This is a genomic window from Sphingomonas citri, from assembly GCF_019429485.1.
GTDB lineage: Bacteria > Pseudomonadota > Alphaproteobacteria > Sphingomonadales > Sphingomonadaceae > Sphingomonas > Sphingomonas citri.
In genome coordinates this window covers 1-12,776 of the sequence record NZ_JAHXZN010000009.1, presented here as the reverse complement: position 1 = coordinate 12,776, position 12,776 = coordinate 1, and the positions used below count along the sequence as shown (strand labels likewise).

The following is a 12,776-nucleotide window of genomic DNA, read 5'->3' as shown; positions in this document are numbered from 1 at the left end:
CGGGCTTGCTGCCGATCGCTCAGCTCGTCGGGCCGGTGCCGCCTCCCTTGCCGCAGCAGACGGCCGACTGTGACCGACCAACCTACGCGACCGACATGTTGGTCTGCGGCGACCCGACGCTGCGCGCGCTCGATCAGCGCTTGCTGTCGAGGCTGACGAGCGGGGTACCGGGGGCGACAGGTGCTTCGTCTAGCTTGATCGAGGCGCAGGAGGAGTGGTTCAAGCGCAGCCGACGATGTGCTTTCGAGCGGGATCAGCGTGACTGTGTCGAGGCAGCCTATGAGGAGCGGCTCGCCGTTCTGACCGCTCCGTCCACGTCGGCGATCGAAGCCGGCACCTGCCGCCTTGGAGACAAGGGTCACGCCCGTCTTCTGGTGGACGGAGAAAGGCTGATCATATGGCGAGATGGAGCGGTAATCGCAGTGGCCTTTCGGATGCGCGACGAGTGGCATACCTTCATGACCTACCAGCGCACGAACACGAGCGTGACGATCCGGGATCTTAAAGGTCGGGCCATGGCACACTGTCGAACTGCCAGGCCTAGCCGAGCGCGCTGATCCCGGCCTGTGCGGCAGAGCGCACGCGTAACCCCCCACCGTTCTTCCGCTTCTTCTATTCGCCCGGCGTCGCTGAGCCGGCGCCCCGATGAACCACTGTTTCCGCTCTGGACGCGATCTCGGCCCTGACCTAGGCGTGATTGATCCAGCGCCAAGGAAAGCCGTCATGCGTCGATATGTCGTCACCGCGTTGATCAGCGCCGCCGCGATCGTTGTTCCAGCGGTCGTTCACGCGCAATCCACCGGCCTCGACGATCTGGTCGGCGCTCGCGCGGGCCAGGCGGAGGGCGAACTGGAACGACGCGGCTATGTGAAGTCTGGGGGCTCGCAGGGTGACGACCGCAGTTACGCCAATTGGTGGAGCGCCGATCGGCGGCAATGCGTGACGATCGCGACCGCCGATGGTCGCTACGTGTCGGTCACCCCGACCCCGGCACCCGATTGCGGCACGGCGCCGTCGCGGACACGTCGGAACCGGTCGCGATCCGATGACGCGCCTCGCACAACCGGCAGCACCGCGCCAGGCGACCTGCCGCGCCTGTGCAAGGGCGAGGCTGCTGCTGCCTTCAATCGACGGCCGGGCGAGATCACGACCAACCTACCCATTCGCCGCTCGGAGGGCGCTACCGTGTCCGGGTGGTTCGACGGTGATCGTGGCACAACCTTCTTCACGTGCCGGTTCGATCAGGCTGGCCGCTTCGTCAGTGTCAATTGACGACGTGGATGCTTTACGGTCACCTCGACCTCCGATTGACCGCTGATAGGCCTCGACCAGCTAGTACCCTGGCTAGCGCGCTCGAGCTTCTCGCTCGAGTACGGAACCTGACTGTGCAGAGCCGGCGAGACTGGTTCGTTGTTCGCTGAGCTTGCCCTCTCGACCGTTCTCGTGGTCGCGACGTCGATTTTTCACGGACTCGGCCTGCTCGTGATCGGGCGCTCGTTGCGAGCTCTCGACCGGGGCAAACGAGACGCCGAACTGTCGCCGCTGTCGGTGACGGGAGCGGCCTACATCTGCGCGGTGGTGCTCGGCCTGCTCGCGCTCTCCGGCCTGGAGATCTGGTTCTACGCCTTCGTCTATCTCGCGATCGGGGCGGCAAGTCCGCTCGCCGACGCGGTTTATTTCTCGACGATCACCTATGCCGCGATCGGCTTCTCCGACTCGTCGCTCGCGGCGCCGTGGCACTTGGTCGGTGCCATCGAAGGTATCAACGGGGTGCTGCTGCTCGGCTGGTCGGTCGCCTTTCTCGTGTCGGAGCTGCAACGCCTGCGACATCGCTGACGCCGACGGAGGACATCAGCGTGCGCTGCGCCAACCAAGCTGGCTGAAGGTAAGCGTGATGCCCAGCGTGTGCCCGGTCACACCGGAACCGCGGATCAGGGAGGCGTAGGCACCGATCCCGACCCCGGGGTCGACCGGATAGTCGAGGCGAAGCGTGCCGCCGATCTCGCCGAGACGCTGGAAACCGAACTGGTTGCTCTTGTCCCCGAACAGCTCGGTAGCGCGGCCGAAGACGCCGGCGAAGAACTCGCGCTCGCCGACATAGACCTTCGTCGCCCGCTCGATGCCCGCCCTGAACGTGGCGACCCCGGCCGATCCACGCGGTTGCAGTCCTCGATCAGTGACCGTGTCGTCGATGGAATGATAATAATTGTAGCGCGGCGCGAGGGTGAGCCACGTATCCTTGAAGAGCAGCGTGCGATAGTCGATGCGCACCGCTCCGCCTATGAACGTGCTCTTGAGTTCGGCGTTGTTCAGCAAGCCCTCGTAGAGATCGTAGAAGCGCGCCGCGTCGGGCCCCGTGAAGGTGCTGTCGATGCGAAGTCTCGATCGACCCGCCAGCGCGAGCGCCACGATCCTGACGTTGTGCGTCGCCGGGATGGCGGCACCTACGCCAAGGACCATCGATCGGCTTCGATACCGCAGATCCGTGCGGAGGAAGTCGGAGCCGGTGCCGAACTCCTCGCGCTGCGTCGAGTTGGTCTTGCCGAGGGTGAACTCGACATAGGGCGAGGTCAGCAGGTTGCCCTGATCGTCCCACCGGCTGAAGACATGGGAGGCGTGCAGGCGGCTCGACTTGATCCTCTGGTCCTCGGAGGAGAATGTCGCTTCCTCGGCGCCGGGGGTCTGGCTGATGAGGGACAGCGTCTCAAGGCCGCGCCCGAGGTTCAGCGAGGCCGCGAGATCACGCAGGCCGTCCGCGATCGTCTGCCCATCCGACAGGGTCTGCGCCTCGACTGACCCGGATCCCGCGGCACTCCCCACCACGGCGAGAAGAAGCAGGCCCAGGCGCGTCAGACCACGCGTGACTGGTGTCGCTGATGGCCGACGCTGCGGCAGGGCGCGAAAAGACGAGCGTCTATCGAGAGACATCGGATGTGTTATGGTCAGTCGGACTGCCTTGCGCCAGTACAAAACGCTTGTCAGCGAAGGTGCAGCAGTCTTCACTCGATCAACGCTCTTCTCCGAGATCGATGGAACAGGATGATGATCAGACCCACGTCGCTGCTGCTGGCTGGCATGCTCGCAATGCTGCTCGTCGGCTGCGCCTCGACCAAGGGGAAGGCGCCGGCGCCGCTTTATGCCGGCCCTCCCTCCCCGCACTTCGACGGCCGTGAGTTCTTCAACCCGGAGGACAAGACCGCGCTGGCGAACCCCGGCGGAGGGCGCATGCAGGACGGCGAGATCCTCTCGCTGATCAAGCACCGCGGCAAGTGGCCGCGGTCGGTACCGATCAACCGGTCGGTGCCCGCCCCGCGCGTCGACGGCGACCAGCTGCGCGTGACCTGGATCGGGCACGCGACCACCCTCGTCCAGACGCAGGGTCTCAACATCCTCATCGACCCCGTGTGGGCGCACTTCAACTCGCCGATCCAGGTCAGGGTGCGGCCCAGACCACGGGGCCCGGGAGTGCGGCTCGAGGATCTGCCGAAAATCGACCTGGTGCTGATCAGCCACACGCACATCGACCACCTCGACATGCAGGCGCTCAGATACATCTACGATCGCGACAAAACGCAGATCATCGGCGGGCTCGGCATCGACAATCTGCTTCGCCGGAACGGCATGAAGGCCATCGGCGGGGAATGGGGTCAGACGATCCCGATCAAGACGGGAGTCGACGTGGTGGTCAACCGCGCGCACCACTGGAGCGGGCGCTGGATCAACGACCACAACCTCGTTCTCTGGGCCGGATACACCATCGTTCTGCCTGGCGGAAACATCTACTATGCCGGGGACACTGGTCCTGGCGACTGGGCGTGGGTCGCCGATGCGCTGCGCGCACGTCCCATCAGGCTGGCGATCCTGCCGATCGGCCCGACGCACGTACATTCGCGCCAGCCGGAGTCGCACATCACCGCGCCGCAGGCCGAGGCGCTCTGGGAGAAACTTGGGATGCCCTTCGCGCTTGGCGTTCACTGGGGAACGATCGAGATGACGGATCAGGAGATCAACGGCTCTCCCGACATGGTCCACTTACTGATCAAAAAGCATGGCCGACCGCAGGATCGGTTCCGCACGATCGAGGCGGGCGACTCATGGGATGTTGGCTCGACGATCCAGGAGCCGCGCCCGGCCGACGAGACCTGCTGCGAGCTCGACGTAGACAATTCGCCGCTGTCGCGGTGAGGGCGACGGTCATTCGTCCAGGCGCCGGTGGCGAGGATCAGCGCACGGCGATGGTCAGGGTGTACGCTGCGGTCTCGCCGCGCCGCGCGGCGTTTCGCATGAGGTATACCTGTACCGTGTAGGTGCCAGTCGAGGGCAGCGTGCCGCCGAACTTGTTGCCAGCGACCGAGCCGTTGAACAGTGCTTCGTCCTTGCCGGGCTCTGTCACGTTGAAGTAGTTCGATCCGTTGGCGGTCGTCAGCCGAACGGTCATCGTCTGCCCGGCGCGGGCGGATACGGTGTAGTTGACGCTCTCATAGCCCCGTAGACTACCTTTGATGACCTTCGCGCTTGCACCTTTCGTGAACTGCACCTTTATGGTCCGGCTGCCCTCGTCGGCGATCACCGGCGATACGAGCAGCAGCGCGGCGCCGAGGGGCATCAAGGTTCTCATGTCTGGTCCCTCGCTCAATCGGTGATGCCCGGTAGGTTGGCCGAGTAGCTTTCTGGACTGTCGATCGTCCGCAGCCATTTGACCGACGCGACCCGCCAGCGTGGGTCCGCATGCCTCAGCAGCGCGAAGGTGCCTGGGAGATGCTTGGCGCCGTAGGTGACATAGATCAGTCGACGCGGCTCCGCCAACAAACGCTGCGAGAGGACGCGATTGCGATAGTCTAGGATCAACGGGTCGAGCGGTAGCCGGTTGCCGGCATCGTTCGATCGCGTCATCGCGCGCGTCATGAAGCCGCGGCACAGGACACCGGCCATCTCTCGTTGTCCGTCCGTCCCGCGGCGCAGCCAGCCGACGATGCGATCGAGCCCACCGGTATCGGGCACATCAGCCGCCTCGGCCGTCCCCGCGGCGAACTTCGGATCGCTGGCGATCAGGCGGCCATATTCGGCACGAAGCTGCGTCGTGTCCACGTCGGCGATTACGTGGTTTCGAGGATGCACCAGCGAGTCGTTGACCACCACGCGCAGATAGTCGCTTTGGAAGTCGAGGCCGCAGACCTCTCCGAGTTCGCGATAGGCGGTCGTCAGATCGCGTCCATGCGTCGCCACCTGCTCGAACCAGCGATCGTTCGCCGGAGTGGAGGGCGCGACACCCTCGTAGTAGAGCACGTACCCGCGCGCCAGCGCGTCCTCGAGGTCGAACGCTACTCCCTTGAAGAAGCGTGACGCGGCGACGTGCTGCATGCCCTGGAAGACGATGCGCTTCTCGCCGTTGGTCAACGTCACCTGCGGCACCAAAGCGGGCGCCACCTGCGTGATCGATGCGAGATAATAGACCGGCGCGGCGAGGAGCGCTGCCAGCAGTATCGAGGTTGCGATGGAGAGAGGAAGCCACGCCGTGAACAAGCGCCCCGTCGTCACGAAGCGGCGCCACAGCCAGGCGATCGGCAGCGACAGCACGGCAGCCAGGAGGACCGTCAGCGGTAGGGCGAGCCAGAATGCCTGAAGCAGCACCGGTGCGGCCAGCAGAAAGGCCAGGGCCGCGATGAACCAGAGGATCGTCGTCAGCCGCGTCCACCATCCTGCTCTTGCCGTGGACACCGCCGGTTCTCCCGATGAGGCCATCCTTGGTCAGTCTCCGCACTGCGTCGGGAAAGTGGCATTCTGTCAGGTAGAATTTGGCTGCTTTAGCCGATCCTCCCGAACGAAGCCTCGTCTCCGGCGCGGAGCCGAACGAACCGTGGCTAGCTCTTCCAGACCAGATGTTTGGCAGCCCCGCTCGCGCGTTCCCGCACTGCCGCCGAGCAGAACGCCTCATGACTGTTCGCCGCGATGGCGACCTGTCCCCCGAACATCATGCCAAGCGCCAAGGTGGCCGTGCGTTCCACCTCGACTCTCTGCGCCGGCGAGAGCGCCCGCGGCTTACCGTCGACGCCGTCGTAGATGAGGTCAAATTCGTCGGCGTAGGCCTTGGGGTCGATCGAGAAGCCGCGGCACGTCGCAGCCACCGCCTGCTGATGACCCAGCGCCTGGAGCATGGCGACGTGGCCCTCGTCGAACCGTCCGGTGAGCACCGAGCGAACCGCGTCGGTGACGGCGAGGTCCATGGTGACGGCTGCCGGAGGCGGCTTCCTCGCAGCGGCCGGAGGAGTGCTGGCCGGAAGCGAGGAGGAGAGCGCGGTCGCGGCTAGGATCGCGACGATCCCGTGGCGCATGGTCAGTACCCCCTTCTGTAGGGATCATAGGCGAACTCGCGGTCGGTCCAGCCGTAGGAGAATTGGCCGCGCACATAGCAGCGGCGCTGAGTACGGTAACAATTTACGTCACGTCCCGGCGAGTAGACGCCTCCGCCATAGCCGCCGCCATAGCCGCCGCCATAGCCATAACGATATGTATCGCGCTGGTCCGCTTCTCGCTGCCGGTTCCTGGCAGCCACTGCCACCGCGATGCCGAGAAGGCCGACACCGAGCGCCACGCCAGCGGCCGTGTCGTCGCGATCGCGATGGTGATCATGCCCGCGGTGCCAATCGTCCCTGCCTCGCGCCACAGCGGGCGACGGAGTCACGACGGCGGCAGCGGCAACATGCAGCACGACTTTGGTGAGCATCCTCATAAGGCTTCTCCCAATCCGACGATCAGCGTAACATGTTCAAAGGTGGCGGCAAAGCTAGCCGTGTTCGGATCTTGGAGGCAAAGCTAGCTCGGAGGGCATCCGATCGCTCCACCTCGGCTTGGCCCGTCTGCACCTACCTGCGACTTGCTCGTTCGTCGTCGACAAGGGGGTAGAGTTCGCGATCCTCGCGATCGATCCGCTGTGCTAAAGCGTCAAGGATGGTGTAGGTAGCGAGCCGGTACGCAGGCCATTCGCTGGTGACCATATCCGAGGACCATCGTGCGATATAGTCTCGAAAGCGCTGATCCAGATCGCCCATCTCGCGCTCGTATAGAGCAGCCAAGCTTGCGATCCGATGGTCAGCGTGGGCGATAAGGATAGGGTAGACGTGCCGGTCTTCATGGGCGAGGTGTACCGCGAGCCTGTAGCCGAGCCTCCATTTGGCGCGCGCAAGCGCCTCCATATCTGGCGTTGGTCGATCCACTTCGAAGCGTAGGGCGGCTGCACTTTCCTTGAGCGACGCGTGCTGCTTGTCCAGCATGGTTCTCGCTATGGTCATCTCGTCTCCGCGCGTTGGTGGTGGACGCGATATCGCGGCGAAGCAGTTCAAGGTCTTGTCAGCAGCGGCAGACCGGGCGCAAAGTGTTGAGCGTCATGCCGAGCACTCGACACCTGCCGTCAACGCGATCTTACCGCGCCGCCGTCCGCGCGATCGTCACCGCCATACAGCGGCGATACGGTCTCAACGACGTCAACTTGGCCGACCGGCTCGGATGCTCCGCGGGCACGGTCCGAAATGCGAGGTTGGAGCACAGCAATCTCGATGCGGTCACGCTGGCGAGCTTGGAACATCGCTTCGGAGCCGGGACGCTCGATCCGTTCCTGGCGCTGGGTGGCTCGCGCGCGACGCCGCTCCTGGATAGCCTGCCTGACGTGGATCCGATATTGGACGTCGTGGCGGCGCTGCACCGGTTGGTAGAAGCCCAGCACGCCGACAGCGACCATGGCTATCTGATCACCCCGCAGGAGCTGCTGGCGATCCTGCGTGAGCTGCGCGATGCCAGGCTTGCGCTGGATCTTCTCATCACGCTGGCGGAGCCCGGCCTTGAGGCCGCCCCGCCGGCGACCCGGCGCTGGTTCCGCGAGACCTTCGCGCATGAGGTCGGGTCATCGTCTGTGGCAGCAGCCCCGCTTAACGATGACGATCGTGCGCGATCTGTACCTCCAGACTTCATCGACCGAGCGACCAGCCTGTCATTGGACCAGCTCGCCGCGCACTATGAAGTTCCTGATCACACTATCAAAGAGTGGTTGAGGTCGGAGGACGAAGATCTGCTTCGAGCGCTCGACCGCAAACCTTCCATCTGAAGATCGGCGCTTGAAAAGGTTGACCATGGGGCATCGTTTGCTGCCTGGCAACGCGACAGACCAACCGCCAAGTCGGTGTAGTTCCCGTCGGCTCGCTCGAGCCGCAACATCCTCAGAAGGCTACCGAGATGCCGACCCCCCCGCCTCGGCGCTCGATCCAGGGCGAAACTAAGATAGGGTCGCTTCTTTTGGAGACTATGAGAAGGCTGCTCGCACTGCCTAGCGCAGCGCCGGCGATAACGTCATGTACAAAGTGCTTGTTCGCCCTCACGCGTGCAATGCCGACAAAGCTGGCCACAGCCAGTGCTGGAGCGCCAAGCTGCCAGCCATATCTCCTTTTAAGGGCCATCGCCGCAGCGAAAGAAACAGAGGTGTGCCCTGATGGAAAGCTAAGATTGTCCGACTTATCGGGCCTCCGTTCGTGAACGAGCTCCTTAAGAGCCCAGGTGGCCGAACCCGCAGCAAGCATGGCGCCGCCGTTCTCCAAGTCGCCTCGCCAATCTGCTTTGATCGCAGGCGTAAGCAAAGCTGCGACTACAAGCCCATCTCTGCCGATATCGCTCGCGGCGCCCCAACCGCTTGGCCCAGCATACACCGGGGTGGAGAGCAGCAGCGTTGCACCTGCCGCTGAGCAAATTGGAAATCTAAGATTGCCTCGCATCCACTGCACTCTCACTGAAGTGTGCTCTTACATTTGAGACCTGTCTGTGCGGAAAGGGAAGGGCTGATCGTGCGTCAAGCGTCCACCGCGAAGGCAGTTCGAGCTGCAAACGGCTCCATGGCGACCACGCCACGCACAAGTCTGATAGTGTCACATGAACGAGTGGCAGGTTTCGGGACGTGGCTGAAAACCCTTGAGCGACCGTGTTTGGGCGGGTCCGGACGCTAGCGAGCGTACTCACTAAGGCCCCGCGCAACCAGGTCCTCGTTGGAGAGACGCGGCCCACGCTTGAGCCTGCCGTTGCCGAGCGTACGACGGTCGAGCTTCTGGGCGGATGAAGCCGGGGAGGGCGCCTTGAACGGTCCGACGGGCTGCGCGGTGCGCGCCGGCTCGTTGTTGTTGCGCTTGGCATGGTGTGGCTGAGCTTGCTGTATCACGCGGGCGAGCGCCAGCGCCGCGTCGAGATGCTTGTTGTCGACCACGGCGGCCTGGTTCACCCGGCGCATCTTGTCGAACATGCGATAGGGCAGGACCGTGCCCTCGTGCTGGATCTCGAGCCGGCCATCCGGGTACTCGCACACGTCGACCTTCTTCCGCGCGAGCGCCTGCGACGCAGGGGAGGGCTCGAGGATGAACATGGCCTTGTTGTAGTGCAAGGTGAGGGCACCGGTGACGGTGCGCTGCTCGCGCCAGACCAGCTCCGCTTCCAGGTCTTCATGGATGGCAAGCGGCCGGTGAAGGTCGCGCGGGTCGAACGGCGCCTTGGCGAACCGTCGATTGTGCTGCGCCATGTAGGAGGGGAGGAAGGCGTTGGCTTGGTCGATGGTGGAGATGCGCTGTAGCCGCATCGCCTTGACCAGACGGTCCTGCAGCGTCGCGTTGACCCGCTCGACGCGTCCCTTCGCCTGCGGCGAGTTTGCGCAGATCAGCTCGATGTTGAGCCGGTCCAGCGCACGCCCGAGGTGGGTCATGCCGTCACCCTTCGCCGAGGCCGTGTTGTTGCGAAAGGCGCTGTGCTTGTCGGTGTAGAAGGCCACCGGCTTGCCGTGCCGCTCGAGATAGGTCCTCGTCGCGCGCATGTAGGAGAAGGTGCTCTCGCTCTCGACCATCTCGACGTGCATAAGCTCGCTGGTGGCATCGTCGATGAAGACCAGGAGCGTGCATTGCGGACCGCGGCCCTCGAACCACCAGTGCTTGGAGCCGTCGACCTGGACGAGCTCGCCGCGGCAGTCGCGCCGGTAGCGCGGCTGGTACGGGCGAGGGCGCTTGGCCGCACGGTCCTGCCACAGTCCCGCCTCCAGCATGATGCGGCGCAGGGTCTCGCACGACAGGCCGATGCCATGGCGCTCGGCGAGGTACTCGCGCGCGAGCGTCGGTCCGAAGTCGGCGTAGTGCTCACGCACCAGCGTGACCACTTGGGCGCGGAAGGCGTCGCTGTAGCGCCGGTTGCTCGGGCGTCCTCGCTTGCGCGACACCAGGCCGCTGGCGCCGTCCTCTCGCAGGCGGCCCAGCAGCCGGTACACCTGCCGTCTGGCCAAGCCGAGCAGCTCCATTGCGCCCGTAACCCGGATCTCGCCGCGGTCGAGCCGCATCAGCGTGTCGAAGCGGGTGATCTCAGCAGCACTCATTGCCAGCACCGTCATACAATGCGCGTCCTCGTTGCCGAGAACGGCTATGACACCGGCGACCCGCTGAGAGCACCGCAGAGTGCCATTTCTATCTAGCGGGCTGGTGCCATTTGTACTTAGCGCTTACACTACGTGTTGCCGCTAGTTAGAAAAGGCACATCCTGCGCCAGATAGAAATGACACCCCTTGGTAGCAGCGGGGGCAGCGTGGAGCCATCCAAACAGCGCAGCGCTGCCCCCGCTGATGCGATCACCTCTCGGCTCCTGACCCCGGACCCGCTGCGCCAGCAGCGGGCTCGGTCACGCCAGTTTTCGAGCGCTCGAGCTTTCCCGAAACTCCGTCTCCGATGCCGCATTTCGGGAAAAGGCAATCGGGAGCATATTTCGGGAAAATCAGCCCCCGATCCGCGAGGCGTAGCCGGTTTGCGGCCCAGGATCTCGATTGACCTTCCCAATCGGGAAGGCTGATAACCGGCTCACCCATGGAATAAACCCGGACGAGCGTCGTCTATGCTTTCAGGACTGATGCGCCGGAGGCTTATGCGTAGACGATATTGGATGCTCGGTCTGACTGCTTCGGCCCTGCTCACAGGCGCAGTCGCGGCCGCCCCTGCCGGTGGTTACGCCAGCATGGTGGCTGCCGCGATGGACCGGATGATGGCGGGCATGATGGTCAAGCCGTCCGGCGACGTCGACCGCGACTTCGTCACGATGATGCTTCCGCATCATCAGGGTGCCATCGATATGGCGGTGGCGGAGCTTCGCTACGGCCACAACGAGCAGCTCAAGCGCATCGCGCAGGAGATCATCATTGATCAGCAGCAGGAGATCGCCGCCATGAAGCTGGCGATCGGTCAGCCGCTACCCCCTTCGACGCCAGCCCCGACGCAGGGCGGCGACCACCACAGCCATATGGAGCACTGACATGATCCGGACCATCCTGCGCTCGGCCGCCTTGCTGATGAGCGCCGCACCGGGGATCGCCATGGCCCAGCAGGCGCCATGGAACGCCAGGGACGTACCCGTCAGCCACCGCGACCGCGTCTATGCGTCCGAACAATTCTCCAACACGGTGTCGGTGACGGACCCGGCCGACAACCGGCTGCTCGGCGTCATCAAGCTGGGCGATCCCCAGCCGATGAACTTTTCGCCGCTCTACAAGGGACAGGTGCTGGTCCACGGCCTCGGCTTCTCGCCGGACGGGAAGACCTTGGCGGTCGTGTCGATCGGATCGAACGCCGTGTCGTGGATCGACACCGCCACCAACACCGTCAAGCACACGACCTATGTCGGGCGCAGTCCGCACGAGGCGTTCTTCACGCCAAACGGCAAGGAGGTGTGGGTTACGGTACGCGGCGAGGACTATATCGCCGTGCTCGACCCTACGACGTACAAGGAGACGGGGCGCATCAAGACGCCCGGTGGTCCGGGCATGACGATCTTCTCTCCCGATGGCCGGTACGGCTATGTCTGTTCGTCGTTCAATCCGGTGCTGGCCGTGTTCGATGTCGCGACCCACGCGCAGGTCGGACAGGTGGCACAGCCAAGCCCGTTCTGTCCCAATATTGCCGCGACGCCGGACGGCAAGCAGGTGTGGTTCACGCTGAAGGACATCGGCAAGACGGTCGCATTCGATGCGAGACCACCCTTCGCGATCCTGAAGGTGCTGGATACCGGGCCGATCACCAACCATGTCAACTTCGCCCGCACGGCCAAGGGGCAGTTCGCCTATGTGACGGTCGGCGGAGAGAATGCGGTGAAGGTGTTCCGCACATCCGACTTCGCGCCCGTCGCCACCATCCCGGTCGGCAAGATGCCGCACGGTGTCTGGCCATCGGGCGACGGCCGGCGCATCTACGTCGGGCTGGAGAATGCCGATGAGCTCGCCGCGATCGACACCGCTGGCAACACGGTCGTTGCCACCGTGCCGGTCGGACAGGCACCGCAGGCGATCGCCTATGTGTCGAACGCAGTTCCGACAGGCCCCGGCACCGACAATCTCCAGCCGCTCGGCACGGCCGGCAAGGCGTTGCATCTGACCATGGGGCCGATCGGCGGCAAAGGTACAGCAAGCAGCATCACCCTCTTCGACCAGGGCATCATTCAGGTCGTGCAAAGTGCCGTTACCGGTTTGCAGCCCAAAAAGCCTTACATGCTCGTGCTGACCGCCAATGCGGACGGCAGTGGTGCGGTAGAGCCGCTTGCGAACTTCATGAGCAACCCGGCAGGTGCGGCGATCGTCAACGCATCGGGTCCGATCCGGCAGATCGTTCAGGGCAGCACCGCGACACCCCGGCGCTTTCTGGCGGTTGCGGAGGTGGTGAACGGCGCGCCGGGGCGCATCGTGCAGGTGCAGCGCGACTGAGATGGACCCGCTTGCCGCCGCGATC

The 12,776-nt window shown here is 64.4% G+C and carries 15 protein-coding genes; 7 read left to right on the top strand and 8 right to left on the bottom strand.

From position 1 onward, the window contains the following. Positions 1-5 precede the first annotated feature (5 nt). The 3 genes from KZ820_RS17950 to KZ820_RS17940 all read left to right on the top strand — a co-directional run bounded on the left by KZ820_RS17950 (position 6) and on the right by KZ820_RS17940 (position 1,836). Positions 6-557: a lysozyme inhibitor LprI family protein gene (locus tag KZ820_RS17950; RefSeq protein ID WP_219750233.1), complete on the top strand. Its 552-nt coding sequence runs from the start codon at positions 6-8 to the stop codon at positions 555-557. Positions 558-723: 166 nt separating this feature from the next. Next, a complete protein-coding gene (locus KZ820_RS17945; protein WP_219750232.1) occupies positions 724-1,272 on the top strand; it encodes a hypothetical protein in 549 nt (182 codons plus the stop codon). Between the two features lie 138 nt (positions 1,273-1,410). Next, positions 1,411-1,836 (top strand): ion channel, encoded by a 426-nt coding sequence (locus tag KZ820_RS17940; RefSeq protein ID WP_219750231.1) that lies wholly within the window; start codon positions 1,411-1,413, stop codon positions 1,834-1,836. A 15-nt stretch (positions 1,837-1,851) separates the two neighbouring features. Here KZ820_RS17940 and KZ820_RS17935 read toward each other — a convergent pair whose 3' ends face one another. Beyond that, on the bottom strand, positions 1,852-3,003 hold the full coding sequence (locus KZ820_RS17935; protein WP_219750230.1) for a hypothetical protein: 1,152 nt from the start codon (positions 3,001-3,003) through the stop codon (positions 1,852-1,854). A gap of 36 nt (positions 3,004-3,039) precedes the next feature. On the opposite strand from KZ820_RS17935, the gene KZ820_RS17930 reads away from it, so the two are divergent. Beyond that, entirely contained in the window at positions 3,040-4,185 is a 1,146-nt protein-coding gene (locus KZ820_RS17930; RefSeq protein ID WP_219750229.1) for an MBL fold metallo-hydrolase, read from the top strand. A gap of 37 nt (positions 4,186-4,222) precedes the next feature. Here the strand turns inward: KZ820_RS17930 and KZ820_RS17925 are convergent, their stop codons facing one another. The 5 genes from KZ820_RS17925 to KZ820_RS17905 form a co-directional block, all read right to left on the bottom strand. Beyond that, positions 4,223-4,618, bottom strand: a complete 396-nt coding sequence (locus tag KZ820_RS17925) for a hypothetical protein (protein ID WP_219750228.1) — start codon at positions 4,616-4,618, stop codon at positions 4,223-4,225. A 14-nt stretch (positions 4,619-4,632) separates the two neighbouring features. Beyond that, positions 4,633-5,742, bottom strand: coding sequence for a hypothetical protein (locus KZ820_RS17920; RefSeq protein ID WP_219750227.1), 1,110 nt, complete (start codon positions 5,740-5,742; stop codon positions 4,633-4,635). 119 nt (positions 5,743-5,861) lie between these two features. After that, positions 5,862-6,224, bottom strand: coding sequence for a hypothetical protein (locus tag KZ820_RS17915; RefSeq protein ID WP_219750226.1), 363 nt, complete (start codon positions 6,222-6,224; stop codon positions 5,862-5,864). A gap of 110 nt (positions 6,225-6,334) precedes the next feature. Next, positions 6,335-6,730, bottom strand: coding sequence for a hypothetical protein (locus KZ820_RS17910; RefSeq protein WP_219750225.1), 396 nt, complete (start codon positions 6,728-6,730; stop codon positions 6,335-6,337). A gap of 133 nt (positions 6,731-6,863) precedes the next feature. Continuing rightward, positions 6,864-7,271, bottom strand: a complete 408-nt coding sequence (locus KZ820_RS17905; protein WP_219750224.1) for a hemerythrin domain-containing protein — start codon at positions 7,269-7,271, stop codon at positions 6,864-6,866. Positions 7,272-7,375: 104 nt separating this feature from the next. Here KZ820_RS17905 and KZ820_RS17900 point away from each other — a divergent pair, with 104 nt between their 5' ends. Next, positions 7,376-8,098, top strand: coding sequence for an XRE family transcriptional regulator (locus tag KZ820_RS17900; protein WP_219750223.1), 723 nt, complete (start codon positions 7,376-7,378; stop codon positions 8,096-8,098). Between the two features lie 112 nt (positions 8,099-8,210). On the opposite strand, the gene KZ820_RS22340 is transcribed toward KZ820_RS17900, so the two are convergent. Both KZ820_RS22340 and KZ820_RS17890 read right to left on the bottom strand, forming a co-directional pair. Next, positions 8,211-8,567: a phosphatase PAP2 family protein gene (locus KZ820_RS22340; protein ID WP_373369039.1), complete on the bottom strand. Its 357-nt coding sequence runs from the start codon at positions 8,565-8,567 to the stop codon at positions 8,211-8,213. Positions 8,568-8,983: 416 nt separating this feature from the next. Next, positions 8,984-10,402, bottom strand: a complete 1,419-nt coding sequence (locus KZ820_RS17890; protein ID WP_219750221.1) for an ISNCY family transposase — start codon at positions 10,400-10,402, stop codon at positions 8,984-8,986. A 542-nt stretch (positions 10,403-10,944) separates the two neighbouring features. Between KZ820_RS17890 and KZ820_RS17885 the strand changes: the two genes are divergently transcribed. After that, complete coding sequence (locus tag KZ820_RS17885) at positions 10,945-11,310, top strand: DUF305 domain-containing protein (protein WP_206379054.1); 366 nt, start codon at positions 10,945-10,947, stop codon at positions 11,308-11,310. Between the two features lies 1 nt (position 11,311). Continuing rightward, entirely contained in the window at positions 11,312-12,751 is a 1,440-nt protein-coding gene (locus KZ820_RS17880) for a YncE family protein (RefSeq protein ID WP_088368484.1), read from the top strand. Positions 12,752-12,776 lie beyond the last annotated feature (25 nt).

Bases quoted from the DNA above. Each gene is read 5' to 3' on its own strand.
- KZ820_RS17945 (WP_219750232.1), top strand. From the start codon at position 724: ATGCGTCGATATGTCGTCACCGCGTTGATCAGCGCCGCCGCGATCGTT.
- KZ820_RS17930 (WP_219750229.1), top strand. From the start codon at position 3,040: ATGATGATCAGACCCACGTCGCTGCTGCTGGCTGGCATGCTCGCAATG.
- KZ820_RS17925 (WP_219750228.1), bottom strand. From the start codon at position 4,618: ATGAGAACCTTGATGCCCCTCGGCGCCGCGCTGCTGCTCGTATCGCCG.
- KZ820_RS17920 (WP_219750227.1), bottom strand. From the start codon at position 5,742: ATGGCCTCATCGGGAGAACCGGCGGTGTCCACGGCAAGAGCAGGATGG.
- KZ820_RS17915 (WP_219750226.1), bottom strand. From the start codon at position 6,224: ATGGACCTCGCCGTCACCGACGCGGTTCGCTCGGTGCTCACCGGACGG.
- KZ820_RS17910 (WP_219750225.1), bottom strand. From the start codon at position 6,730: ATGAGGATGCTCACCAAAGTCGTGCTGCATGTTGCCGCTGCCGCCGTC.
- KZ820_RS17905 (WP_219750224.1), bottom strand. From the start codon at position 7,271: ATGCTGGACAAGCAGCACGCGTCGCTCAAGGAAAGTGCAGCCGCCCTA.
- KZ820_RS22340 (WP_373369039.1), bottom strand. From the start codon at position 8,567: ATGCTTGCTGCGGGTTCGGCCACCTGGGCTCTTAAGGAGCTCGTTCAC.
- KZ820_RS17890 (WP_219750221.1), bottom strand. From the start codon at position 10,402: ATGACGGTGCTGGCAATGAGTGCTGCTGAGATCACCCGCTTCGACACG.
- KZ820_RS17885 (WP_206379054.1), top strand. From the start codon at position 10,945: ATGCTCGGTCTGACTGCTTCGGCCCTGCTCACAGGCGCAGTCGCGGCC.
- KZ820_RS17880 (WP_088368484.1), top strand. From the start codon at position 11,312: ATGATCCGGACCATCCTGCGCTCGGCCGCCTTGCTGATGAGCGCCGCA.